Here is a 22,450-nt window from a genome sequence, read left to right on the forward strand (position 1 = left end):
CTCGTCGTGGTTGCGCAGGAAGATGCCCCACTGGCAGCCGGACGGGATCGCCGGGGTCTTCGACAGGATTTCCGAGACCGGGTACCGGGATTCCCTGCGGACCGCCATGAAGATCCGCGGCATGACGGGGAAGTGGAAGGCCATGTGGCACTCGTCGCCGCCGGCGGGGAAGTCGCCGAAGTAGTCGACGACGTCCTCGGGCCACTGGTTCGCCTCCGCCAGCAGCACCGTGTCCGGATACTGGGAGTCGATCTCCTTGCGCACCCTTTTCAGGAACTCGTGCGTGGCGGGGAGGTTTTCGCAGTCGGTTCCCTCGACCTGGTAGAGGTAGGGCACCGCGTCGAGACGGAACCCGTCGATTCCGAGATCCAGCCAGAAGCGGAGGGCCGCGAGGATCTCTTCCTGGACGGCGGGGTTCTCGTAGTTGAGGTCGGGCTGGTGGGAGAAGAAGCGGTGCCAGAAGTACTGCTTGCGGACCGGGTCGAAGGTCCAGTTGGAGGCCTCGGTGTCGACGAAGATGATCCGGGCGTCCTCGTACTGTTTGTCGTCGTCGGCCCAGACGTAGTAGTCGCCGTAGGGTCCGTCGGGGTTGGTGCGGGACTCCTGGAACCACGGGTGCTGGTCGCTGGTGTGGTTCATGACGAAGTCGATGATGACGCGCATGCCGCGCTGGTGGGCGGCGTCGACGAATTCGACGAAGTCGGCGAGGTCACCGAACTCGGGCAGGACGGCGGTGTAGTCGGAGACGTCGTAGCCGCCGTCCCTGAGGGGTGATTTGAAGAACGGGGGCAGCCACAGGCAGTCGACGCCCAGCCATTGCAGGTAGTCGAGTTTCGCGGTGAGGCCCTTGAGGTCGCCGATGCCGTCGCCGTTGCTGTCCTGGAAGGAGCGGACCAGGACCTCGTAGAAGACGGCGCGTTTGAACCAGTCGGGGTCGCGGTCCCTGGCCGGGGTGTCCTCGAAAGTGTCCGGGACGGGCTCGTTGACGATCATGTGGTGGGTGACCCTCCGATCCGCGGTGAGGTGTCGACGGCGAGCACATGCGCACCGCCCGGCCCCAGTCGCACGAAGTTGGCCCTGCCCCAGTTGTAGGCCTCGCCGGTGAGCTCGTCGTGCACGGGCACGGACTCGTGCCAGTCCAGGCCGAGTCGCGGCATGTCCAACGAGACCGTCGCCTCCTGGGTGCGGTGAGGATCGAGGTTGGCCACCACCACGACCGTGTCGTCGGCCGAGCGCTTGCTGTAGGCGATCAGGGCCTCGTTGTCCGTCTGGTGGAAGTGCAGGTTCCGTAGCGCGTGCAGAGCCTTGTGGCGCCGTCTGATCCGGTTCAGCTCCGTGATCAGCGGTGCGATCGTGCGGCCCTCGCGCGCCGCCGACTCCCAGTCACGTGGACGCAGTTCGTACTTCTCGGAGTTCCGGTACTCCTCGCTGGCGGGCCCGACCGGAGCGTTCTCGCACAGCTCGTACCCGGCGTAGACCCCCCACGAGGGCGAGAGGGTGGCGGCGAGCACGGCGCGTACTTCGAAGGCGGGCCGACCGCCCCGCTGGAGATGGCCGGGCAGGATGTCGGGGGTGTTCACGAAGAAGTTGGGCCGCATGAAAGCGGCCGTCGCGCCCGACAGTTCGGTGAGGTAGTCGGTCAACTCCTGCTTGGTGGTGCGCCAGGTGAAGTACGTGTACGACTGCTGGAAGCCGACCGCCGCGAGCGTGTGCATGATCGCGGGCCGGGTGAACGCCTCGGCCAGGAAGATCACGTCCGGGTCGGTGCGGTTGACGTCCGCGATGACCCGCTCCCAGAAGACGACCGGCTTGGTGTGCGGGTTGTCGACGCGGAAGATCCGCACGCCGTGGCTCATCCAGTGCCGCAGCACCCGCAGCGTCTCCTGGACCAGCCCCGGCATGTCCTGGTCGAAGGCGATCGGATAGATGTCCTGGTACTTCTTCGGCGGATTCTCCGCGTACGCGATCGACCCGTCGGCCCGGTGGTGGAACCACTCGGGATGCTTCTCCACCCACGGGTGGTCCGGGGAGCACTGGAGCGCGAAGTCGAGCGCGACTTCGAGCCGCAGTTCCGTGGCCTGGCGCACGAACGCGTCGAAGTCGTCGATCGTGCCGAGATCCGGGTGGATCGCGTCGTGGCCGCCCTCGGGAGAACCGATCGCCCAGGGCACGCCGACATCCCGACGGCTCGCCGACAGGCTGTTGTTGGGGCCCTTGCGGAAGGTGGTGCCGATGGGGTGGACCGGCGGGAGGTACACGACGTCGAAGCCCATCCCGGCGATGGCGGGCAGGCGTTCGGCGGCGCTGCGGAACGTGCCGTGCACCGACGGGTCCAGCTGTCCGCTCTCCGAACGCGGAAAGAACTCGTACCACGCTCCGTACAACGCCCGCTTCCGTTCCACGAGAAGGGGGATCGGCAGCGAGCGGGAGACCCGTTCGCGCAGGGGGTGTGCGGTGAGAACGGCGGTCGCTTCGGGGGCCAGGGCGGCGGCGAGACGGGCCGTCGGCCGCCAGGAGTCGTCGCGCAGGGCGTGCGCCGCGGCGCGTACGATCGCTTGGCCGGACGGGTCCGGTACCGCGGCCGCGGCCCGCTCGTACAGCGCGGCGCCCTCCTCCAGGACCAGACCGACGTCGATCCCGGCCGGGACCTTGATCGCGGCGGTGCGGTGCCAGGCGGCCACGGGATCGCTCCAGGCCTCCACCAGACAGGTCCAGTGGCCCACGGATTCCGGTGTGACCTCGGCGCCCCAGCGGTCGGTGCCCGGGGCGAGTTCACGCATCGGGGCGCGCGGGCCGGGCCGGCCGCTCTGGTCGCACAGGACGACCTCGGCGCCGAGCACATCCCGGCCCTCGCCGAAGACGGTGGCGGTGACCTCGAAGGTCTCCCCGACCACCGCCTTCGCGGGGCGCCGGCCGCAGTCGACGACCGGCTGGACGTCCACGATCGGGATACGGCCGATCGGGTCACGGCCATGGGCCGGATGTGCCTCCATGTTTCGCCTCCGCCGTCCTCGCGCCCTGCCCCCTCGGTTCAGAGCTGCACCGAAAATTCCCGACACCACGGTCCGTCTCAGGGACGCCTGCCGACCGCTCGACCCGCTCCCCGCCCCTGAGGCTCCTGGGAGAGCTGAGAGCCCTGCGCGCCGCGCGCCACCGTCATCGACGACAGCGCGGCAGCCGGTGCCCCGTCCCGCAGATAGTGCTCGGCGGCGTCCACCGCCTCCCGCGCGCAGCGCTTCCCCATCAGCACGCACAGGGTGTACCCCGAGTTCTCGAAGTTGCCCCGCACCACGTGGTCGGCGGGGGCCACGAGCAACAGGCGTTCCCAGGCCCGGTATTGCTCCAGATGCCTGGCGACCTCGGCTTTGGCAGGAAGCAGCATGGGCCGGTCACCTTTCCACTCTCGCGACTGCGCACGGGACCCGGCTGAATGCCGGACGGCCGTGCACGGAAGGGCACCGACCCACTACGGAGGGCGGTGCCCTCACTCATGGTGCCTGTACGGGCACCCAGCGTCTTGTTGGCTGTTCAACAACACGGGGTCGGGCCCTCGTGTTGCACGAACGGAGTAGCACTCGCACTCTGGGACTGACTCAAAAGCGATCAGTGCTCACGCTTCGTGATCGGGGCTCGGTCCGAGAAGGGCGAGGAGAGGCGAGAGCTTCGCCGTGAGGAGCCAACGAAGATGAAACCTGCAGTGCCCTGCTACTACCACCTCGACGTGGAGGTCAGCCCGGAGCGGGTTGGCCAGGTCAAGCGCATATTGGGGGCCCATCTCCGGTACTGGAACCTGGATACGCTCGTCGATTCCGTCTGTCACTGTGCGGAAGCGCTGCTGCACACGATCGACCTGCACGCGACGGACAAGAACACCACCATCGAGATGTGGTGGAACGGTTCCCACCTCATCACCGCGGTCTCCGACAACGACCAGGATCTCCGCCCGCACAACGAGCCCCAGGGCTGTCTGGCGCAGATCGCCGCCCTCAGCGACGGCTGGGGCTGCTGCGCCACCGGCGCCGGCGGCAAGATCATCTGGTTCTCCTGGCGGGCCCGCGCTGCCGAGCATGCTCCGCTGGTCCCGACCACGCCCATGCCCAGCCTGCGGGAGGCGCGCCGAACGCCGCGTCAGGTGGCCTTGCCGGAACCGGCGCTCGCGGCGTCCCGTCATGACACGGAGGCCGTGATCGCCGTGACGTGATCACGACGACCGAGGGGCGGGGACCACCCGCCCCGGCGGTTGTGCAGAACAGGCGCGTCGGATCCATCGGAGGGAGACTGGAGCCAGGCCCCGGACACGGGTGCCCTGAACCGGCCCCAGGCGGGGGGAGGCGTATGTCCATCACGACGGCAGAGGCAGCGCGCCGGGAACTGACGGAATTCAAAGGGCAGTTGGTTGCACCCGGCGACTCCGGGTATGACGAGGCACGTACCGTCTACAACGCGATGATCGACCGGCGGCCCGCCCTGGTGGCGAGGTGCAGCAGCGCCGAGGACGTCTCCTACGTCATCGGCTTCGCCCGCGATCACGGCCTGCCGCTCGCCGTGCGGGGCGGTGGCCACCACGGCGCGGGCCTGGGGGTCTGCGACGACGGCGTGGTGCTCGACCTCTCACCGCTCAAGGACATCGAGGTCGATCCTGGGGCCCGCACGGTACGGGTCGCAGGCGGCTGCGTGTGGGGCGAGGTCGACCGTGCCACCCACGAGTACGGCCTGGCCACACCCGCCGGCATCATCTCCACGACGGGAGTCGCCGGCCTCACCCTGGGCGGCGGCATCGGGCATCTCACCCGCAAGTTCGGGCTGACCGTCGACAATCTCCTGGCGGCCGACCTCGTCCTGGCGAGCGGCGAGCGCGTGCGCGCGAGCGACACGGAGAACACCGACCTGTACTGGGCGATCCGCGGGGGCGGCGGCAACTTCGGAGTCGTCACCTCGTTCCTTTTCCGGCTGCACGAGGTGAGCACAGTCGTCGCGGGCCCGACCTTCTGGCCCGTCGAACTCGGTGCCGAAGTCCTCACCGTCTACCGCGACTTCCTCGCGAACGCCCCCCGTGAGCTGAACGGCTTCTTCCTGTTCGGCTCCGTGCCGCCCGGCCCGCCGTTCCCCGAGGAGATCCATCTGCGCAGGGTCTGCGGGGTCGTCTGGTGCCGCGTCGGGGACGACACCGAGGCGGCGGCCGCGGAGATGGTGCCCCTCCTCGACGCCGTGCCCGAGCCGCTGCTGCACGGAGCCGCGCCGATGCCGTACCCCGCGCTGCAGTCCGCGTTCGACGGGATCTACCCGCCCGGCGACCAGTGGTACTGGCGCGCGGACTTCGTCGACGAGATCCCCGACGAGGCGATCGCGTCGCACCTCGGGTACGGCGCCGAACCGCCGACCTGGAAATCGACGATGCACCTGTACCCGATCGACGGCGCCGTCCACGACATCGCGCCGGCGGACACCGCCTGGAGCTACCGGAACGCACGCTGGGCGACCGTGTACGCGGGCGTGGACTCCGATCCGGCCGGCGCCGAGCGCGTCAAGCGGTGGAGCGTCGACTACTCCGACGCCCTGCACCCGTACTCCGCGGGCGGGGCCTACGTGAACATGATGATGGACGAGGGCCAGGAGCGCGTACGGGCCAGCTACCGCGACAACTACGCCCGCCTGGCCCGTATCAAGGCCGACCGCGACCCGGACAACCTGTTCCGCCTCAACCAGAACATCCGACCGGCGCCGCGCACCTGATCACGGCTTGCGGGCCACCCCGCCGTGCACGTCCGTGGGCTCCGGCGCGGTGCCGGGCCCGGGGCGCCACAGGGGACAGGAGACGATGCCGGGTTCGATCAGCTCCAGGCCCTCGTAGTACGCGGTGATCTGCTCCGGGCTGCGCAGCACGTAGGGGACGGCGCCCGTGTCGTCGTAACCCTGCTGGGCCTGCTTGAGCGCGGCGTCGGTGTCGGTGCTGTCGTAGTGCACGAAGTAGCTGCCGGAGGGCAGGGCGGCCTGGAGGGTGCGGACGATCGACCTGGCCTCCTCGTAGTCCTGGATGTGACCGAGGATGCCCATGAGCATCAGGGCGACGGGCCGGCCGAAGTCCAGGATCCGGCTCGCCGCTTCGACGATCTTCTCGGGCTCGTGCAGATCCGCGTCGATGTAGTTGGTGACGCCCTCGGGGGTGCTGGTCAGCAGCGCCTGGGCGTGCCGCAGCACCAGGGGGTCGTTGTCCACGTAGACGATGCGCGACTCGGGCGCCACCCGCTGGGCGACCTGGTGGGTGTTGTCGTACGAGGGCAGACCGGTGCCGATGTCGAGGAACTGGCGGATGCCGAGCTCACCGGCGACGAAGGTCACGGTCCGGATCAGGTACTCGCGGGAGGCCCGGGCCATCGTCTCGATGTTCGGCGCGACCTCGCGGTAGGCGTCGCCCGCGATCCGGTCGACCTCGTAGTTGTCCTTCCCGCCCATCCAGTAGTTCCAGATGCGGGCCGAGTGCGGCACCGTGGTGTCGATCTTGGACAACGCCTCTTGGTCGGGGTTGGGCCGGCCGTCTGCCATGGATGTCTCCTGCCTCCGTCACGTGGTCTGTCAATAACCTACCGTCAACTGCCTTTCACACGGCTTGAGTTGATCGCGTGGGCCAGCGGGGCCGCGGATGGGATGGCCGAGGTCCTTGGCCTCCAGGGTCACCACGGGGACATGCTGCGCGAGGGTGTGCAGCGCCCGCTCGTACGCGTCGACCGCCTCCGTGTCGTCCGTCTCACCGGTCACGTGGACCAGGGCCCCGTCGCGTTCCGCCACCGCTTCGGCGAAGTCGAGGGCCTGGATCCAGGTCACCCGGGAGCGTCCGCGGCGCAGCGGTCCGTAGACCAGCTCGTGGACGAGACTGCCGTCGACGGCCAACCGGCCCGACGCGGCGAGGAGTTCGCGGTACGGCTGGGTGGGGTCCACGTGATGGAGCGGTCCGCGGCAGAGCCGGACCAGGAAACCGTGCCGGGCCAGCTCGGCGATCAGGGTGCCTCTGCCGATTCCGTCCGGACCGTCGACGACCAGGGTCCGGCACTGGGCGAGGGCCTGGCCGAGGATCATCCCCGCACCTCGCGACAAGGACCGGTGCGCATACCGCTCCCTCCGGGACGACCGATTCCCTCAGTGTGAACGGACGACCCGCACGGCGGGAGTGGGCGTGCGGGTTGTCCGGTTGTGCGGGCGTAGTGGTGGTGCGGGCGTGGTGGTTGCCCGAGGGCGGGCGGCTCTCCCGGCCTCAGGCGGTCTGTGAGCGCGTCAGGCGACGAGGAAGTCGGCCTGGCCGGACTTCGCGCCTTCGAGGAACGAGATCATCTCGTCCCGGGTGTACACCAGCGCGGGCCCGTTCGGGTCCGTGGACTGGCGGAAGGCCACACTGCCGTCGGGCAGCCGCTTGGCCTCGACACAACTCCCGCCGTTCGTACCGCTCCAGGGCTTCTCCCAGCCCTCGGTGCCCAGGTCGACGGCCGGCATGCCACTGTAGATGGGGCCCTTTGATCCCATGGATCACAACTCCTTACGCAATTCGGCCAGGATGGCCCTGGTCCGAGCGACCGGTTCCGCCTGCACGGACATCCGGTCGAGTACTTCGAGATAGGTGACGACATCGCCGGGCCGGTCGACATAGACCGCGCCGGCGAGGCTTTCCGTGTAGATGACGTCGGGCAGTTCGGAGAAGCCGAAGCGGAAGTGGTGGAACGGGCCGAAGGCGCCGGGGTGTGCCCCCACTCCGAAGCGCATGACCTGGATCCGGACCTTCGGCATGTCCAGGACCTCGTGCAGCCGGTCGATCTGGGCCCGCATCACCTCGGCCCCGCCCACCGGGCGGCGCAGCACCGTCTCGTCGAGGATGGCCCAGATGGCGGGCGCGTCCGGCTTGGCGAGCAGGTCCTGCCGCCTGGTCCGCAGGGCGACACGACGGGCGACGTCCTCCTTCGACTCGTTGGGGAAGCCCACGCGCATGAGCGCGGTGGCGTAGTCGTTCGTCTGCAACAGGCCCGGAACGTAGTGGGGTTCGTAGAGACGGATGACGCTGGCTTCGCTCTCCAGGCTCACGTAGGCGCTGAACCACTCGGGCAGCACGTCGCGGTACTTGTACCACCAGCCCGGCTGGTTGGCCTCCCGGGCCAGCGCGAGGAAGTCGTCGATCTCCGTCGCCGGCACCCCGTAGGTGCGCAGCAACTCCTTTACATAGGGGATCCGGAGGCCGACCTCGGCCTTCTCGATCCGGCGGACCGTCAGTGGAGTGACCTCGATCGCCCGTGCCGCCTCCTCGAACGACACTCCCGCCTGTTCCCTCAGCTGCTTCAGCCGTTTGCCGAGAACCATCCGCAGGACCGTGGGTGCGCTGCCGCCCGAGCGGTTGTCACTCACGTCCTACCTCCCGGTACGGCTGTATCACAGCGTGCAGTGTGCCACGCGGTCGTTGACAGAGACAGGGTGATGCGGATCGTTCTGAAATTATCAGAACGCCGGTTGCGTGTTGAGCCTGTCGGCGACCATAGTGACCGAGTGACCTGTCGCACAGTCCCTGGCGACATACGTTCAACTGTGCTGTGTCGTAGTGAAGTTGATGGACCGACAGATACGGGCGCAGCCGTACGGACCGTGATGCGAGACGTGGGTGGCCACCGTGAGCGACGGACAATCAAGGAGCGCGGGCAAGGGCCCCGGCGGGGCCAACTCGGCGCTGGCGGTCGCCCTCAAGGAAGCCGGTTGCTCCTACGCGTCACTCGCCCTCAGGGTCAACGAACTGGGCCGCCGCCAAGGCGCGGACTCCAACTACGACAAGGCGTCGGTCACCCGCTGGCTCCAGGGTCAACAACCGCGGGGCACCACACCGGAGTTGATCGCCACCGTGCTCTCCGGACGGCTCGGCCGCGCCGTGTCGCCCGCGGACCTCGGCTTCCACTCCGATCAGCAGCGCCCGGTCGCGGGCCGGGCCCTGGTCTATGGCGAGGACGTGACGGAGACCCTGCACACCCTGGCCGAACTGGGCTCCACCGACATCTCCCGCCGCAGCCTCCTCGGCTCGGTGCCGTTCGTCGCCGCCGCGCTGACGAACCCCCAACGCGAGTGGCTGCTGTGGCTGTTGGAGCAGCAGGAGGCCTTTCGCCCGACGGTGGTGACGACCGGGGGGCCCGTCGAGCAGGTGCACGCGATGATCGCCATGTTCGACCAGATGGACAACCACTACGGCGGTGGCGGGGTGCGCACCAGCATCGTGCACTACCTCTCCACCGAGGTCGTCCCCCTGCTCCAGCGCCGCGGCACCCCGCCACAGCTGCAACGGCAGTTGTACGCCGCAGCCGCGCGCCTCGCCGCGATGGCCGGCTGGAGCTCGTACGACGCGGGGGAGTACGGGCTCGCGCAGCGGTACATGACCCAGGGGCTGCGCCTGTGCGCCGAGGGGCGTGACCGGGTGCTGGGCGGCCAGATCCTGGCCGGGCTCTCCCATCTGACCACCAACCTCGGCCGCCCCGACGAGGGGGTGGCACTGGCCCGGGCCGGACTCGCCACCGCGAAGGGGACGGGCAGCCCGCTCGGACTGATGCGCCTGTACGCGATGGCGGCACGCGGACATGCCGCGCAGGGGCACTCGTGCGAGGCCTCGGAGGCGCTGCGCCTGGCGGAAGGGCAACTGGACATGAGCCGGGGCCCCGACCAGGAATCCGTCTGGGTGCGCTACCTCGACCACCACTATCTCCAGGCCGAGGCCGCCCTGTGCTTCCGTGACCTGGGGCTCGCCGCCCAGGCCGAACGTACGGCGAGCGAGTCGCTGAGCGCGAACGCCGACCGGCGCAGACGCCAGGCCATCAGCCGCTCGGTGCTCGCGACCGCGCATCTCCAGCAGGACCGGCTCGACGAGGCCGTCGGCACCGCCACCGAGGCGCTGGACACTCTCAGTACCGTGCACAGTGAACGGTCGATCCAGGCCCTGCGCGACTTCCGTACCCGTCTGGAGCCACGCCGCCACGAGCCGATGGTGCAGGAGTTCGAGCGCAGGTCCCGTGCGGTGCTGGGGGCGGTCGCATGACGGGGAGCGCGGCGGTCGGCCCGGTGGGTGACTTAGCGGGAGCGGTCGCTGAGATGAGAGCGGTCTTTGGGGCGGGCAGGGTCCCTGAGGCAGGAACGGCCGGCTCAGTAGCCGTCCGGCGAGGGTGCGTTCTGGGCGCGGTCGACGGGCAGGTGCGCTCCGGAGATACCGCTCGACCAGTCGGACAGCAGAAACGCCACCACCCGGGCGACCTCCTGCGGAGCGACCGGCGCTCCGCTCGGAAGTTCCGTCGCCACGAATCCCTCGTACGCCTCGGGGTCCTCCCGGCGCATCCGGTCCCAGCGCCTGCCCGGGATGAGCATCGACCCGGGGGAGACGGCGTTCACCCGGATTCCGTCCGGCCCCAGTTCACGGGCGAGAGAGGCGGCCAACTGGATCTGGGCGGACTTCGCCACCCCGTACTGGACGGGCGGCCCCGGCTTCCAGCCGGAGATCGACGAGATCACCACGACCGATCCGCCCCCGGCGGCCCGCAGATGCGGCACCGCGGCCCGGACCAGACGCGCGGCATGGCCGACGTTCACTTCCCAGGTCGCCGTCCAGTCCTCGGCGTCCGTCTCCTCGAAGCGGCCGCCGCGCGAACCGCCCGCACAGGCCACCACCCCGTCGAGCCCGCCGAAACGATTCGCCATGGCCGCGACAAACTCCTCCAGACGCTCCGGCTCGGTGACGTCCAGCGCCTGGGTGAACAGCGGGGAGTCCAGCGATGCGGCCAGCGCCGCCAGGTCGCCCGCGCCACGCGCGCAGGTCGCCACCCGGGCCCCTTCGGCGGCGAGCAGCCGCACGATCTGCTCGCCGAGACCCCGCGTTCCACCGGTGACCAGGACGCGCTTGCCGCGCACCCCCGACCACCCGGTGGGATCGCCTGGGCGCACCGGGGTCCGGCTCCCGCTCACGTTCCTCACCTGATCGAACATACATCCCATGCCACTACGTGCCTGCAACCGGACAACCCCGATACCCCCTGGTCGGCGGAGGGCCGTGCCCTGTTGGCTGCACGGGCAGCCACCGAGCACACCCCCCACCCGCGCTGCAACGAAGGAGAACCGATGACGGCATCCAGGGCTCATCGCCGCGGGCCGTCGCCCTCACCGCGGCACGACGCCGCCGTGCTGCCCAGGACGCACCCCAGCCTGGTGCGAACCACGGTCCCCGCCCAACCCACGCGCGCGGCCGGCGTGCGGGACATGGTCGCCGAGCACCTCACCCCTCTGCGCCTGGCCTCCGAATGCCTCGACAACGCTGTCCTCGCCACGGACGAGCTGTTCGCCAACGCGGTCAGACACGGCAGTCCCGGCCCCCGCGACACGATCACCGTCACCCTGGAACACATCGGGCACGAGCTGCGTGTGACGGTCGCCGACCGTTCGTCCGCACTGCCGCGACCGCGCGACCCGGGCGGCGCCGAGGAGTCGGGACGCGGACTGGCCATCGTGGCCGCTCTGACGGACGACTGGGGCATCGCACCGGCCGACCCCGGCACCACGGGCAAGAAGGTGTGGTTCACGCTGGCGCTCCGGGGCATGCCATGAAGCGATTACCGGGGCACCTCACGGTCGGCACGCCGACCGAGCCGGACGGAGCACCGGTGCAGCCGGGGCCCGCGTCCGCGGGGATCCTCCCGGCACTCGCCGCCGCGCTCGCCCGGGAACTCTCACGCCGGGCCGACGAGGAGCGGCACCTGATGCGGCAGGCACGGACGAACCCCACCCCAGGGGTCCGGCGCGGCCTCGTCGAATGCCGCAGGACCAATGCCGACGCCCTCGGGACGATCGTCCGCCGCCACGGCTGGCCGACCGCGGACCTGGTCGGCGCGCCCGCCTCGACCGCGGCCCTGATGATCCTGCTGCACGCTCCGGACCTCGACTTCCAGCTCCGCTGCCGCGACCTGATCGCCCAGGCCACCGCGGACGGCCGCTGCCCCGCCCCGCACCACGCCTACATCGCCGATCACTGCGCGGTCGAACTGGGCCAGCCCCAGTTCTACGGCACCCGGGTCGACCCCGCGACCTTCCGCCCGTATCCGATCCGGCGGCCCGAGACCCTCGAGGAGCGGCGCCGCGACGTCGGCCTCGGCCCCCTCGACGAGCAGATGCGGACGCTGCGCCGCGGCGCCTGAGAACGTGATGTGCAGCACGCACGGAAATGTCCCCCGGGTGGCAGGGACACGGGTTCTGGCTGGGCACGGCTTGATCGCCGATCAAGGAGGGCAAAAACGCTGGCCACGGTGCGTTCCGCCCATTTGACACCCCGTTGAGGGCACAGATAGGAAACAGCTCTCTGAGGTGGAGAGGTGGACCGTGCACGAACCGAACGTGGTCGGGGACTGGCAGGAGTACGACGAGCATGCCGGCCTGCGCGTCCGCGTCCATGGGGTGGAGCGGGCGGAGCCGCCGCGCGGACGCGACGACGCCGCTGAAGGGCTGACCTACTTCCGGTGCCGGGTGACCGTCGAGAACCGTGGTGGCGAGCACTTCGGCATCCATCTCGAGGACGGCCAGATGGACATCCGGGTCGGCCCCGACGGCGAGAGCGCCTTCCTGGACTGGCGGAACTCCCAGTTCATCGAGGGCTACGACGTCTACCCCCTGCGCCGGGCCACCGCGGTCCTCTTCGCCGCGGGCCCGGACGCCTCCCTGCCCCGGGTGGACATCCAGATCCAGCTGAAGGTCGACGACGAGTGGACCGACCGGTACCTGTGGGTCGGCGGCATCGACCTCTACGAGGGTTCGGTCGACGCCGCCGCCCGCTCCGACTCGGCGAGGGACAGCCTCGCCTGTCAGGTGAGCAACTTCCTGCGGGGGGAAGCGGGATCGTGACCCGCTCCCCGGGCCACTGATCAGGCCGTACGGCGTTCCGTCGTCCAGTGGAGCAGGCCCAGCACCGGCAGGGCGGCGCCCAGGACGGTGACCGCGGTCCAGCCGGCCGCGTGGTAAGCGATCGAGCCGAGCTGGGAGCCGAGCGCGCCGCCGACGAAGAAGATCGCGATGAACGCGCTGTTGAGGCGGGCGCGGGCGTTCGGGTCGAGCTGGTAGATGGTGTGCTGACCGAGGATCAGGGTGGACTGCACGGCCGTGTCGATCAGGATCGCGGCCAGGGCGATCAGCGTGATGTGGGACTGACCGAAGCCCGCGAGCGCGAAGGCCAGGGCCGCGACGGCGAAGGCGATCCCGGTCATGGGACGGACGAGCCCGCGGTCGGCCCAGTGACCGGCGAACGGGGCGACGGCCGCACCGGCCGCGCCGACGAGCGCGAAGAGGCCGACTCCGATGGGGGAGTAGTGGAAGTGGGGGCCGGTCAGGACGTACGACACGGTGGTCCAGAACGCGCTGAACGCGCCGAACATCGCCGCCTGGTAGAGACCTCGACGCAGCAACACGGGGTGCCGGCGCACCAGTTGGAGCGTGGAGCGCAGGACATGGGCGTACGGCATGGTCGTGGTCGGCGCGTGCTGCGGCAGGGCCGCGCGCAGGGCCAGGGCCAGCAGGGCCATCAGGGCGGCGGAGCCGAGGTACACCACCCGCCAGCCCGCCACGTCGGAGACCAGGCTGCTGAGGGTGCGGGAGAGCAGGATGCCGGTGAGCAGGCCGCTCATCACCCGTCCGACGATCCGGCCACGGGCGTGGTCGGGGGCGAGGCTCGCCGCGAAGGGGATCAGTATCTGGGCGACGACCGAGGTGCCTCCGCTGATCAGGGAGGCGATCAGCAGCATGGGGAAGTTGGTGGCGAGACCCGCGGCCACCAGGGCGAGCGTGGTGACCGTCAGGAGCACGCTGATCAGTCCGCGCTTCTCCAGCCGGTCGCCGAGCGGGACGAGGAAGAGCATGCCCAGGACATAGCCGATCTGGGTGAGGGTGATGAGTCCGCCGGCGGCCGCCGTGCCGACATGGAACACGTCGCGCAGCGAGGACAGCAGGGGCTGGGCGTAGTACAGGTTGGCGACCGTCATGCCGGAGGCGACGGCGAAGAGGGCGACCAGCCAGCCCGGCACGCCGTGCGCCGCCTGCGCGGTGGCGGTCTGACCCGGTGACTTGAGGACGGGAGACGACTTGGACACGGACACGGGCACCTTCTCGGGAAGGGAACCGGTGGAGCGGTTCGGGAAACGCTGGGTGGTGGTCGAGCGGCCTCGTTGCCGCTCGCACGGTTTCCTCAGCGCCGGGGGAGCCTCCGTGCTTCCCCTGCCGTGGCGATGATTTCGAATGTCAGTCATCTCCGAACGAGATGGGCTGAGACCCGACAGCCGCGGGCACGACGCGGGCCAGAAGGTGGCGGGCCGCGAGCGCCGCGTGATCGTGGAAACGATCGGCGAAGCGCGCCGAACGGGACCGTGTGCCGGGAGTGGCTCGACCGCACCGGTAACCCCTTCCTGACACTCCTCCCGGCGGAACCGTTTCACCGGGCGCCGTGTCCTCCTTCGCGGAGGGTGGTTCCACGCGGAGCCACCTGCGAAGGGGGATGGCCATGGGGCAGGTACGCGAGGGGGCACGCTTAGGGGCTTGGGCCGTTGCCGGGGTCATCGGCCTGGCGGTGTTGTACGTGATCGGGGCGTTCGCCTTCGGCGCCGCGGGGTGGATCACCGCCCCGTTCCGCGGTGAGGCGGACAAGCGCGAGAACACCGTCGGCTCGGGCGAGTTCCGGCAGACCACGTACGAGGAGTTCTTCGATCTGTGCGAGGCCGTGCAGAACGCCGAAGGGACGATCCAGGTGCTCCAGGAGGAGCGGAAGTCCGCTTCGCAGACCCGCACGACGCAGATCGACCAGTCGATCACCGCGCTGAAGGCCAGCCGGATCGAGTCGGTCAACGACTACAACTCGAAGGCCGCCCAGGAGCACCGCGCGCCCTTCCACGACAAGGATCTGCCGTACCGGCTGGATGCCACCGCCGAGCGCACGACGTGCACCAACTGATCCCCATCTCATCCCGGGAAGAGGGCAGCACCGCATGAAGAAGTTCGTACGCATGGCCCTGGCCACCGTCATCGCGCTCGTTGTGGGTCTGGCTCTGACGTCCTGCACCGAGGACTCCAGCCAGGACAAGGAGAACCAGCGCAAGCAGGACACCTACGACCACCTCGTGGCCCAGCAGCCGGCGGGCCGCATGGAGTACTCGCCGACCCGCGAAGCGATCAACCAGTGGATCAAGACGTGGGGGAAGCGGGGCAAACTCTCGTACGTCTACATCCAGAACGCCAACGGCGAGTACGGGTACTTCATCATGAAGGGCCTGCCCGTGCCGCGCTGCAAGATGCTCACTCCGACGGAGAGGGTGGAGTCCTACTCCAACGGCGTCGCGGTCCTCGCGCAGCCCGGCATGGACGGCACGTACACGACGGGTTCCACCTGCAACGCCTACTACGGTTTCGACGCCACGACGGGCGCGTACATGGAGTTCACGGTCGGCACGAACCAGTCGTTCTTCCTGTTCGACAAGCCCATGACGATGCCGGAGTACGCCAGCGCCAAGCAGTTGGGGCCGACCTCGGTGAAGGACGTCGCGAAGCAACCTTGAGCGGTCGGGGGGCCGGTTGGAAGGGGTCCGGCCCCCGTGTCCCGTCAGGCCATGTGCCGCAGCAGGGCCGCGACCGCCGGAGGCGCCTCCCCGCGCGGCTGGACCACCATGACCTTCCAGCTCGGCGCGTGCCGGTCGAACCGGTGTTTGTCCAGGTCGGGGAAGCGGTCGGCGATCGAGAGGGGTATGACGCAGACACCCAGGTCGGCGCGGACGAGTTCGGACGCCGCGACGATGTCGTTCACCTCGAAGGTCGACTCGCGCTCGACGACGGCGGCACGGAACGCCCGGTCGACGGCGAGGCGGATCGCCCAGCCGGGCGTGAAGTCCACCAGAGGCAGCCGGGCCGCTTCGGCGAGCGTGACCCTTCCGCCGGGCCCGGCCCCGGTCCCGCCCAGGACCCGGCCCGGCGCGGACACCAGCACCATCTCCTCCCGGGCGAGCAGCCGGGTCACAAGACCGCGCTGCTGCTGACGGTCGAGGGCGACCACCGCCAGATCCACCGTGCCCTCGCGCAAGGCCTGGCGGATGTCGGTCACGGCCCCCTGCCGCAGCCGCACCACCACTCCCGGATGCTCCGCGCGCAGCGCGGCCAGTGGGCGGTGCAGGTCGGCCCACACCCCCTGCATCGTGCCGACCGTCACCCGTCCGCGCAGCTGTCCCCGCGCGGCGTCGACCGCCGACCGCGCCTGTTCGGCGGCCCGCAACGTCGCCCGCGCGGCCGGTACGAAGGCCTCGCCCGCCGGGGTCAGCGACACCCGGTGCGTGGTGCGGTCGAACAGCGGGGTCCCGAGCTCCCGCTCCAGCGCGCGCACGGTGCTCGACACGGCGGACTGCACCACGTGCAGCCGCTGCGCCGCGGCGGTGAACCCGCCCTCCTCGGCCACCGCGACGACGACCTCCATCTGCCGCAGGTCCATGTCCTCTCCCGATGCCCCGGTCCATCTCTCGCAGAGATGGTGGTCCTCCTGGGTTATCACAGAACGGGGCGGGGCGGCTTCCCGGAGCGGTGTGGGGTCAGGGGGCGGGGGGTGTGGGGGTGACGAGGCCGGTTTGGTAGGCGATGACGACGAGTTGGGCACGGTCGCGGGCGCCGAGTTTGGTCATGGCGCGGTGGACATGGGTGCGGACGGTGAGGGGGCTGACGGTGAGTTGGTCGGCGATTTCGTTGTTGGAGTGGCCTTCGGCGGCGAGGGCCATGACTTCGCGTTCGCGGGCGGTGAGGGCGGTGAGGGCTTCGGGGGGTGCGAGGGGAGCGTTGGGGGTGGGGGTGGTGAGGAAGCGGGTGATGAGGGTGCGGGTGGCTTGGGGGGAGAGGAGGGTGTCGCCGGCGGCGACCGTGCGGATGGCGTCGAGGAGGGCGTCGGCGCCGACGTCTTTGCCGAGGAAGCCGCTGGCTCCGGCGCGGAGGGCCTGGGCGACGTATTCGTCGATCTCGAAGGTGGTGAGGATGAGCACGCGGGTGGTGTCGAGGCCAGGGTCGGCGCAGATGGTGGCGGTGGCGGTGAGGCCGTCGGTGTGGGGCATGCGGATGTCCATGAGGACGATGTCGGGTCGGTGGATGCGGGCGAGGTCGACGGCTTCTTTGCCGTTGGTGGCCTCGTCGACGACTTCGAGGTCGGGGCAGGAGTCGATCAGGATCCGGAAGGTCGCCCGGAGCAGGGCCTGGTCGTCGGCGAGCAGCACGCTGATGGTCATGGGGTGCGGTCCTCTTCCGGGGCGGGGGTGTACAGCGGCAGATCCGTGGTGACCTCGAAGCCGCCCCCGGCCCGGTGATCGGCCTTGAGCCGGCCGCCCACGGACAGGGCGCGCTCACGCATGCCGATGAGACCGAAACCGTGGCCCGGGGCCGGAGCGGCGGTCACCGTGCTTTCTCCCTCGTCGGTGACCGTGATGGCCAGCCGGTGGTGGGAGTAGACGAGCCGTACATGTGCGGTGTCCGAAGCAGCGTGTTTGGTGACGTTGGTGAGCGCCTCCTGAATGATGCGGAAGGCGGTCAGGTCCACTCCCGGTGACAGTGGGCGCACCGCGCCCTCGGTGGTGACGTCGACCTTGAGCCCGGCGGTCGCGAACGCGGCCGTGAGTTCCGAGAGCCGGTCCAGGCCCGGGGAGGGTTCCAGCGGCGCGTCGGGGTCGGTGGTCTGGCGCAGCAGTCCGACGGTGGCCTTGAGTTCGCGCAGCGCCGATGCGGTGGTTCCGGCGAGGTCGTCGAGGATGTTCTGCACTTGCTGGGGATGGGTGCGCTGGAGATGGGCGGCCGTCCCGGCCTGCGCGTTGGCCAGCGCGAGGTGGTGGGCGACGACGTCGTGCAGCTCACGGGCGATGCGCATGCGCTCCTCGGCCACCCGGTGCCGCGCCTCCTCCTCACGGGTGCGCTCGGCGATCTCCGCGCGGGCGTGCACGGCCTCCAGGTAGTCGGCCCGCAGCCGGGTCGCGGTGCCCCAGGCGATCGGCACCAGCACCCAGAAGACGGGGCCGACCGTCACGAGGAGGAGGGACAGCGGATGGTGATAGGAGTCGACGAGCAGCGCGGTCGTGACCAGTAGCGCGGCGGTGCCGATCAGGCCGATGCGCGCGGTCCTGCGGTCGGTGTGGAGAGCCAGCCAGTACAGCGCGGCCATGAGCGGTGCCAGCAGCAGGGGAGTGATCAGATAGCCCAGGGCGTTGGCGGCGTTGGCGGCGGCCGCGGTCACCGCTACCACCGTGAGCGGGTACCTGCGGTGCCACGTCAGGGCCAGGGCACCGACGCCGCCCAGGAGAATGCCGGGCCACGGGGAGATGTGCCGGCCGATGGGTTCCGCGCTGGTCCAGGTGCTGCCGAGAGCGGCGGCGACGAACAGCAGCAGGACGACCGCCACCTGCAGGACGCGGGGGTGGTCCTTGGCGAACCGCTGCCAGCTGGTGTGCATCGGGAGGCTTTCCTGTCGGGTGCTGTGACCATGGTGAACCTTTTCAGCTTGCCTGAGCAGGGGCGTCCCGTCGTCATGTGTCGGCCGACTCTCCCGGCTACTGAGAACGCAGTACCAAACGGCCGGTATGTCCTACCTGAGCATGACGAGCGGTCCGGTGTGCACGCCCGCCGCGCGCGGGGGACACCGGTGCCGAACGGGGGCGTCGCTCTAGTCGTCAGCCACCAGGATCAGATCGAGGAAACGGTTCAGCGGTTCGATGATGTCGAGGCGCTGGTTGAGCAGCCACTGTGCCTGCAGGCCGTTGAGCACCGCTTGGAAAAGGGTCGCCGCACTGTCCGGGCCGAGGCCCTCGCGCAGCTTCCCCTGCGCCTCAAGCTCCCTCAGGCGCCGCGTGACATGGGTGCGGCTGCGCTCGTACCGCTCGACGAAGTAGCCGTGCGCGGGGTGGTCCGGCCGCGAGGCGGCCGCCGCCAGCTCCAGCCACAGACGCATCAGCTCGGGGGTCTTCTGGTGGCGCACCAGCAGAGTGCCGAGGTAGGGCGCGAGCGCTTCCAAACTGTCGACCTCGGCCACGCCCTCCTCCCACTCCTCGGTGTCGCGCTGGGCGAGCACCTCGGCGAGCAACTCGTCCTTGCTGCGGAAGTGGTGCAGGAGACCGGCGTGGGTGATGCCGGCCCGCTCGGCGATGTCGCGGAGCGAGGCCCGGGCGTATCCACGCTCGGCGAAGCTGTCGCGCGCGGCGCGCACGATCTCCGCTCGCCGGGCCGGTGTCTTCGCGTACGGGCCACGTGCCTTCCCCTGATCCACCAGCGCATCGTAGCGCTGTGTGAGCGCTTGCTACGCGGACGGCATCAACCCGGTCCGCGCGGCAAGGTCCGGACGACGTGCTCCGCCCGGTCCCTGTGTGCCTTCGCGGGCAGCACTTTCGCGCCTTGCTCGGCGAAGGGGATTGCTTGTCGTAGGTAAGCGCATTGGAACTTACTTGAGTCAGGCAAGTAGTGCTACCTTGGGGATATGCCTACGCCAGTGCCACGGGCGCCCGCGTCGTCCTACGTGATCGAGATCGAGCGAGCCCTCAATCGCATCTCCTACCTGAACAGCCGGGTCCGGCAGCACGATCGCCTGATGGCCATGGCCGGACTGCGGTTGGACCGTGCCGCGGTGGCGCTGCTGCGGCAGATGGCCGACTCCGATCCCATGCGTCCCGGTGAGCTGGCGGCCCGGTTGGAGGTGGAGGCGTCCCACATCACCCGGCAGGTGCAGCAACTGCAGAGGGCGGGCCATGTGAGCAGCGCGCCGGACCCCGACGACCGGCGGGCCCAGCGCATCGAGCTGACCCCGGCCGGCCGGGACGCGATCGACCGGATCCGTGCGACGAGCTCGCGGGGCATGCAGATGGCGTTGGCGGAGTGGACACCGGCGGAGCTGCAGTGCCTTGCGACGCTGTTCCACGGGATGGTCGACGACTTCCTCGCGCATGCCACCGAGGACGAGGAAGGCGACGGCCGGGCCGGCGTGCCGGCGGCCGTCATTCGGACGTTCTGACGCACCGGCCGGCGAGGTCGACCGTGTGGGGTCGACCGTGTGAGGTCGTGAAGTCGTGATGCTCCAGCTCCGCGCGAATGGTCGTTCCAGGGACGGAAACATGAGTGAGAAGCGGTCGCCGGCTCGCGGCGACGGACAACACGTCCTGGTCGTCGTCGAGGACGCCGAGACCACTGAACTGCTCGCGACGACCATGGAGTTGGCGGGCTATCGGGTCAGCACGGTGAGCACCGGCGCCGAGGCCATGGTGCGCCTCGTCGATCAGCGCTTCGACCTGGTCGTCCTCGACGTGACCCTGCCCGATCTGCAGGGCCTCTCCCGCGGGAGCCGCTTCACGCCCGCCGATCGTCCCCCGGTGCTCTTCCTGACCGCCTACCAGACCCTGGGTCGACTCGTCCCCGAACTCGGTGCCGGCAGGGAGGACTACGTCACCAAGCCGTTCCGGATCGCCGAGGTCCTCGCGCGGGCCGAGGTGCTGCTGCGCGACCGCGGTCCCGTAGGGGAAGGACCGTCCTACGGAGACCTGGTCCTCGACGACGACACCTGTCAGGCATGGCGCGGCCAACGGGAGATCGGCCTCACCCCCGCGGAGTACCGACTGTTGCGGCATCTGCTGGTCAACGCCGAGCGGGTGCTGTCCAAGGAGCAGATCTGCCGTCATGTGTGGGGCGAGGGCCGTGCCGACAACGCGATCGAGAAGCTCGTCTCCCGGCTGCGGCACAAGGTGGACCGGGAAGGTCCCGTGCTGATCCACACCCGCAGGGGCTTCGGGTACTGGCTCGGCCACTGACCTCGCCCGGGACGGTGATCTGCGTCACGTCAGCTTGTGGTCAGGAATCTGGCCGGAGCGTGTCAGTCCGGTCCGGTTGCCTATGCGTACTTGACCTTTCCGCCGGGACGAGCGCACACCTTGGCTCATCGCCCACTTGGGCGGTTTCCGCATGTGACCGAACGCCGGGAACGGATTGCGAAGAGCCGCGTACCGAGCTGTACCGACCGAAAGGAAAAGATCATGCGTGTGGAACTGGACGAACCGAAGTGCGTCGCGTCGGGGCAGTGCGTGATGGCCTCTCCCGAGGTGTTCGACCAGCGGGAGGACGACGGCGTCGCGATCCTGCTGGCGGAGGAGCCCGGCGCCGAGCTGCTCGACGGCGTGCGTGAGGCCGTCGCGATCTGCCCGGCAGCGGCGATCCGGCTGGTCGAGAAGTGAGGCGGATCCTGGTCGTCGGCGCCTCGGCCGCCGGGCTCGCGGCGGCCGAGACGCTGCGCCGGGAGGGGTACGACGGCACGCTCACCCTCGTCGGTGAGGAGGCCCACCTGCCCTACGACCGTCCGCCGCTGTCCAAGCAGATCCTCTCCGGCGAGTGGAGCCCGGAGCGGTTGCCGCTACGCGCCCGCGCCGATCTCGACGCGCTCGACCTCGACCTGCGTCTGGGGCACGCCGCGACCGGCCTCGACCTCGCCGGGCGCGCGGTACTGCTGGCCGACGGGGCGCGACTGCCGTACGACGGCCTGATCGTGGCGACCGGGGTGCGGCCGCGCAGGCTGCCCGGCGAGGGGGACGCGCATGTGCTGCGCACCCTGGACGACGCGCTGGCCCTCAGGGACCGGCTGGGGCCCGGCCGGCGACTCGTGGTCGTCGGTGCGGGGTTTCTCGGCGCGGAGGCCGCCGCGGTGGCGCGGGGGCTGGGTGCGGAGGTCACGCTCCTTGAGCCGGCGCCGGTTCCGCTGGCCCACGCGGTCGGTGAGCAGGTGGGACGGGTCCTGTCGGGGGCTCATCTGGACCACGGTGTGGACCTGCGCACCGGGGTCGGTGTGGCCGAGGTGTCCGACACCGGCGTACGGCTCACGGACGGGGAACTGGTCGCGGCCGACGAGGTGTTGGTGGCGATCGGTTCGCTGCCGAACACCGAGTGGCTGGAGGGCAGCGGTCTGAAGGTGGCCGACGGGCTGGTGTGCGACGAGTACAGTGCCGCCGCGCCGGGTGTGTACGGGGCCGGGGATGTGGCCCGCTGGCACAATCCGCTGTTCGGTACGTCGATGCGGATCGAGCACCGGACCAACGCCGCCGAACAGGGCATGGCAGCCGCCCGCAATCTGTTCCGTCCGGACGCGCGCAAACCGTTCGCGCCGGTGCCGTACTTCTGGTCGGACCAGTACGACATGAAGGTGCAGGCGTTCGGCCATCTGCGCGGACACGACGAAGTCGCCGTGGTAGAAGGCGAGTTGGCCGCACGTCGGTTCGTGGTCGCCTACCGTACCGGTGACCGGCTGGTGGGGGCCCTGGCGATCGGCATGCCGCCCAAGGCGATCCGCGGCTGGCGCCAAGCCGTGGCCACCGGCATGTCATGGCACGAGGCCGTCGACGCGCCGCCGCCCTCCGGGGCCCCGGCCCGCCGGACGTAGGCCAGG

Annotated in this window: 25 protein-coding genes; 12 read left to right on the forward strand and 13 right to left on the reverse strand. The window is 70.0% G+C overall.

The features are described 5' to 3' along the window. The 3 genes from ACZ7M3_RS30695 to ACZ7M3_RS30705 form a co-directional block, all read right to left on the reverse strand. A partial coding sequence (locus ACZ7M3_RS30695) for an alpha-amylase family glycosyl hydrolase (RefSeq protein WP_472067307.1) occupies nucleotides 1-993 on the reverse strand: 993 nt, incomplete at its 3' end. Then, nucleotides 990-2,993, reverse strand: a complete 2,004-nt coding sequence (locus tag ACZ7M3_RS30700) for an alpha-1,4-glucan--maltose-1-phosphate maltosyltransferase (protein ID WP_472067309.1) — start codon at nucleotides 2,991-2,993, stop codon at nucleotides 990-992. The genes ACZ7M3_RS30695 and ACZ7M3_RS30700, both read right to left, overlap by 4 nt. A 77-nt stretch (nucleotides 2,994-3,070) precedes the next feature. After that, nucleotides 3,071-3,382: a DUF5133 domain-containing protein gene (locus tag ACZ7M3_RS30705; protein ID WP_472067311.1), complete on the reverse strand. Its 312-nt coding sequence runs from the start codon at nucleotides 3,380-3,382 to the stop codon at nucleotides 3,071-3,073. Nucleotides 3,383-3,685: 303 nt separating this feature from the next. Between ACZ7M3_RS30705 and ACZ7M3_RS30710 the strand changes: the two genes are divergently transcribed. Both ACZ7M3_RS30710 and ACZ7M3_RS30715 read left to right on the forward strand, forming a co-directional pair. Further along, nucleotides 3,686-4,201: a pep a2 gene (locus ACZ7M3_RS30710; RefSeq protein WP_472067313.1), complete on the forward strand. Its 516-nt coding sequence runs from the start codon at nucleotides 3,686-3,688 to the stop codon at nucleotides 4,199-4,201. Between the two features lie 134 nt (nucleotides 4,202-4,335). Beyond that, nucleotides 4,336-5,733 carry an FAD-binding oxidoreductase gene (locus tag ACZ7M3_RS30715; protein WP_472067315.1) on the forward strand — a complete coding sequence of 466 codons (1,398 nt, stop codon included), beginning with the start codon at nucleotides 4,336-4,338 and terminating at the stop codon, nucleotides 5,731-5,733. Here ACZ7M3_RS30715 and ACZ7M3_RS30720 read toward each other — a convergent pair whose 3' ends face one another. The 4 genes from ACZ7M3_RS30720 to ACZ7M3_RS30735 all read right to left on the reverse strand — a co-directional run bounded on the left by ACZ7M3_RS30720 (nucleotide 5,734) and on the right by ACZ7M3_RS30735 (nucleotide 8,340). Further along, complete coding sequence (locus tag ACZ7M3_RS30720; RefSeq protein ID WP_472067317.1) at nucleotides 5,734-6,543, reverse strand: SAM-dependent methyltransferase; 810 nt, start codon at nucleotides 6,541-6,543, stop codon at nucleotides 5,734-5,736. Nucleotides 6,544-6,573: 30 nt separating this feature from the next. After that, complete coding sequence (locus tag ACZ7M3_RS30725) at nucleotides 6,574-7,074, reverse strand: hypothetical protein (RefSeq protein ID WP_472067319.1); 501 nt, start codon at nucleotides 7,072-7,074, stop codon at nucleotides 6,574-6,576. 195 nt (nucleotides 7,075-7,269) lie between these two features. Next, entirely contained in the window at nucleotides 7,270-7,515 is a 246-nt protein-coding gene (locus tag ACZ7M3_RS30730) for a DUF397 domain-containing protein (RefSeq protein WP_097226850.1), read from the reverse strand. Nucleotides 7,516-7,518: 3 nt separating this feature from the next. Then, a complete protein-coding gene (locus tag ACZ7M3_RS30735) occupies nucleotides 7,519-8,340 on the reverse strand; it encodes a helix-turn-helix domain-containing protein (protein ID WP_097227732.1) in 822 nt (273 codons plus the stop codon). Nucleotides 8,341-8,635: 295 nt separating this feature from the next. Between ACZ7M3_RS30735 and ACZ7M3_RS30740 the strand changes: the two genes are divergently transcribed. Then, a complete protein-coding gene (locus ACZ7M3_RS30740) occupies nucleotides 8,636-10,048 on the forward strand; it encodes a hypothetical protein (protein WP_472067321.1) in 1,413 nt (470 codons plus the stop codon). Between the two features lie 104 nt (nucleotides 10,049-10,152). On the opposite strand, the gene ACZ7M3_RS30745 is transcribed toward ACZ7M3_RS30740, so the two are convergent. Further along, nucleotides 10,153-10,965 (reverse strand): SDR family NAD(P)-dependent oxidoreductase, encoded by an 813-nt coding sequence (locus tag ACZ7M3_RS30745; protein ID WP_472067323.1) that lies wholly within the window; start codon nucleotides 10,963-10,965, stop codon nucleotides 10,153-10,155. A 153-nt stretch (nucleotides 10,966-11,118) separates the two neighbouring features. Between ACZ7M3_RS30745 and ACZ7M3_RS30750 the strand changes: the two genes are divergently transcribed. The 3 genes from ACZ7M3_RS30750 to ACZ7M3_RS30760 all read left to right on the forward strand — a co-directional run bounded on the left by ACZ7M3_RS30750 (nucleotide 11,119) and on the right by ACZ7M3_RS30760 (nucleotide 12,888). Next, on the forward strand, nucleotides 11,119-11,601 hold the full coding sequence (locus ACZ7M3_RS30750) for an ATP-binding protein (RefSeq protein WP_472067325.1): 483 nt from the start codon (nucleotides 11,119-11,121) through the stop codon (nucleotides 11,599-11,601). Continuing rightward, nucleotides 11,598-12,188: a DUF6624 domain-containing protein gene (locus tag ACZ7M3_RS30755; RefSeq protein ID WP_472067327.1), complete on the forward strand. Its 591-nt coding sequence runs from the start codon at nucleotides 11,598-11,600 to the stop codon at nucleotides 12,186-12,188. The genes ACZ7M3_RS30750 and ACZ7M3_RS30755 overlap by 4 nt, the downstream gene beginning before the upstream one ends. A 181-nt stretch (nucleotides 12,189-12,369) precedes the next feature. Further along, nucleotides 12,370-12,888: a hypothetical protein gene (locus tag ACZ7M3_RS30760; RefSeq protein ID WP_099925902.1), complete on the forward strand. Its 519-nt coding sequence runs from the start codon at nucleotides 12,370-12,372 to the stop codon at nucleotides 12,886-12,888. Between the two features lie 20 nt (nucleotides 12,889-12,908). On the opposite strand, the gene ACZ7M3_RS30765 is transcribed toward ACZ7M3_RS30760, so the two are convergent. Beyond that, nucleotides 12,909-14,060, reverse strand: coding sequence for an MFS transporter (locus tag ACZ7M3_RS30765; RefSeq protein WP_472067775.1), 1,152 nt, complete (start codon nucleotides 14,058-14,060; stop codon nucleotides 12,909-12,911). A 467-nt stretch (nucleotides 14,061-14,527) separates the two neighbouring features. Between ACZ7M3_RS30765 and ACZ7M3_RS30770 the strand changes: the two genes are divergently transcribed. Beyond that, complete coding sequence (locus tag ACZ7M3_RS30770; RefSeq protein ID WP_472067329.1) at nucleotides 14,528-14,980, forward strand: hypothetical protein; 453 nt, start codon at nucleotides 14,528-14,530, stop codon at nucleotides 14,978-14,980. 34 nt (nucleotides 14,981-15,014) lie between these two features. Next, a complete protein-coding gene (locus ACZ7M3_RS30775; RefSeq protein ID WP_351302054.1) occupies nucleotides 15,015-15,581 on the forward strand; it encodes a hypothetical protein in 567 nt (188 codons plus the stop codon). Nucleotides 15,582-15,625: 44 nt separating this feature from the next. Here the strand turns inward: ACZ7M3_RS30775 and ACZ7M3_RS30780 are convergent, their stop codons facing one another. The 4 genes from ACZ7M3_RS30780 to ACZ7M3_RS30795 form a co-directional block, all read right to left on the reverse strand. After that, nucleotides 15,626-16,501, reverse strand: a complete 876-nt coding sequence (locus ACZ7M3_RS30780) for a LysR family transcriptional regulator (RefSeq protein ID WP_472067331.1) — start codon at nucleotides 16,499-16,501, stop codon at nucleotides 15,626-15,628. Nucleotides 16,502-16,598: 97 nt separating this feature from the next. Continuing rightward, on the reverse strand, nucleotides 16,599-17,279 hold the full coding sequence (locus ACZ7M3_RS30785; RefSeq protein ID WP_472067333.1) for a response regulator transcription factor: 681 nt from the start codon (nucleotides 17,277-17,279) through the stop codon (nucleotides 16,599-16,601). Beyond that, nucleotides 17,276-18,490, reverse strand: a complete 1,215-nt coding sequence (locus ACZ7M3_RS30790) for a sensor histidine kinase (RefSeq protein ID WP_472067335.1) — start codon at nucleotides 18,488-18,490, stop codon at nucleotides 17,276-17,278. Before ACZ7M3_RS30790 ends, ACZ7M3_RS30785 begins: the two co-directional genes overlap by 4 nt. 210 nt (nucleotides 18,491-18,700) lie before the next feature. Then, nucleotides 18,701-19,300 (reverse strand): TetR/AcrR family transcriptional regulator, encoded by a 600-nt coding sequence (locus ACZ7M3_RS30795; protein ID WP_351301963.1) that lies wholly within the window; start codon nucleotides 19,298-19,300, stop codon nucleotides 18,701-18,703. A 207-nt stretch (nucleotides 19,301-19,507) separates the two neighbouring features. On the opposite strand from ACZ7M3_RS30795, the gene ACZ7M3_RS30800 reads away from it, so the two are divergent. The 4 genes from ACZ7M3_RS30800 (at nucleotide 19,508) to ACZ7M3_RS30815 (ending at nucleotide 22,444) form a co-directional block, all read left to right on the forward strand. Continuing rightward, nucleotides 19,508-20,038 carry a MarR family winged helix-turn-helix transcriptional regulator gene (locus ACZ7M3_RS30800; RefSeq protein WP_472067337.1) on the forward strand — a complete coding sequence of 177 codons (531 nt, stop codon included), beginning with the start codon at nucleotides 19,508-19,510 and terminating at the stop codon, nucleotides 20,036-20,038. A gap of 100 nt (nucleotides 20,039-20,138) precedes the next feature. After that, nucleotides 20,139-20,828, forward strand: a complete 690-nt coding sequence (locus ACZ7M3_RS30805; protein WP_472067339.1) for a response regulator transcription factor — start codon at nucleotides 20,139-20,141, stop codon at nucleotides 20,826-20,828. A 222-nt stretch (nucleotides 20,829-21,050) separates the two neighbouring features. Then, complete coding sequence (locus ACZ7M3_RS30810) at nucleotides 21,051-21,248, forward strand: ferredoxin (RefSeq protein WP_054235675.1); 198 nt, start codon at nucleotides 21,051-21,053, stop codon at nucleotides 21,246-21,248. After that, entirely contained in the window at nucleotides 21,245-22,444 is a 1,200-nt protein-coding gene (locus ACZ7M3_RS30815) for an NAD(P)/FAD-dependent oxidoreductase (protein WP_472067341.1), read from the forward strand. Before ACZ7M3_RS30810 ends, ACZ7M3_RS30815 begins: the two co-directional genes overlap by 4 nt. Nucleotides 22,445-22,450: the final 6 nt, after the last annotated feature.

Source organism: Streptomyces sp. NPDC111656 (assembly GCF_055656965.1).

Coding starts and splice junctions, on each gene's coding strand:
- ACZ7M3_RS30700 (WP_472067309.1), bottom strand. CDS start 2,993: ATGGAGGCACATCCGGCCCATGGCCGTGACCCGATCGGCCGTATCCCG.
- ACZ7M3_RS30705 (WP_472067311.1), bottom strand. CDS start 3,382: ATGCTGCTTCCTGCCAAAGCCGAGGTCGCCAGGCATCTGGAGCAATAC.
- ACZ7M3_RS30710 (WP_472067313.1), top strand. CDS start 3,686: ATGAAACCTGCAGTGCCCTGCTACTACCACCTCGACGTGGAGGTCAGC.
- ACZ7M3_RS30715 (WP_472067315.1), top strand. CDS start 4,336: ATGTCCATCACGACGGCAGAGGCAGCGCGCCGGGAACTGACGGAATTC.
- ACZ7M3_RS30720 (WP_472067317.1), bottom strand. CDS start 6,543: ATGGCAGACGGCCGGCCCAACCCCGACCAAGAGGCGTTGTCCAAGATC.
- ACZ7M3_RS30725 (WP_472067319.1), bottom strand. CDS start 7,074: ATGATCCTCGGCCAGGCCCTCGCCCAGTGCCGGACCCTGGTCGTCGAC.
- ACZ7M3_RS30730 (WP_097226850.1), bottom strand. CDS start 7,515: ATGGGATCAAAGGGCCCCATCTACAGTGGCATGCCGGCCGTCGACCTG.
- ACZ7M3_RS30735 (WP_097227732.1), bottom strand. CDS start 8,340: ATGGTTCTCGGCAAACGGCTGAAGCAGCTGAGGGAACAGGCGGGAGTG.
- ACZ7M3_RS30750 (WP_472067325.1), top strand. CDS start 11,119: ATGACGGCATCCAGGGCTCATCGCCGCGGGCCGTCGCCCTCACCGCGG.
- ACZ7M3_RS30755 (WP_472067327.1), top strand. CDS start 11,598: ATGAAGCGATTACCGGGGCACCTCACGGTCGGCACGCCGACCGAGCCG.
- ACZ7M3_RS30770 (WP_472067329.1), top strand. CDS start 14,528: ATGGCCATGGGGCAGGTACGCGAGGGGGCACGCTTAGGGGCTTGGGCC.
- ACZ7M3_RS30775 (WP_351302054.1), top strand. CDS start 15,015: ATGAAGAAGTTCGTACGCATGGCCCTGGCCACCGTCATCGCGCTCGTT.
- ACZ7M3_RS30780 (WP_472067331.1), bottom strand. CDS start 16,501: ATGGACCTGCGGCAGATGGAGGTCGTCGTCGCGGTGGCCGAGGAGGGC.
- ACZ7M3_RS30785 (WP_472067333.1), bottom strand. CDS start 17,279: ATGACCATCAGCGTGCTGCTCGCCGACGACCAGGCCCTGCTCCGGGCG.
- ACZ7M3_RS30790 (WP_472067335.1), bottom strand. CDS start 18,490: ATGCACACCAGCTGGCAGCGGTTCGCCAAGGACCACCCCCGCGTCCTG.
- ACZ7M3_RS30800 (WP_472067337.1), top strand. CDS start 19,508: ATGCCTACGCCAGTGCCACGGGCGCCCGCGTCGTCCTACGTGATCGAG.
- ACZ7M3_RS30805 (WP_472067339.1), top strand. CDS start 20,139: ATGAGTGAGAAGCGGTCGCCGGCTCGCGGCGACGGACAACACGTCCTG.
- ACZ7M3_RS30810 (WP_054235675.1), top strand. CDS start 21,051: ATGCGTGTGGAACTGGACGAACCGAAGTGCGTCGCGTCGGGGCAGTGC.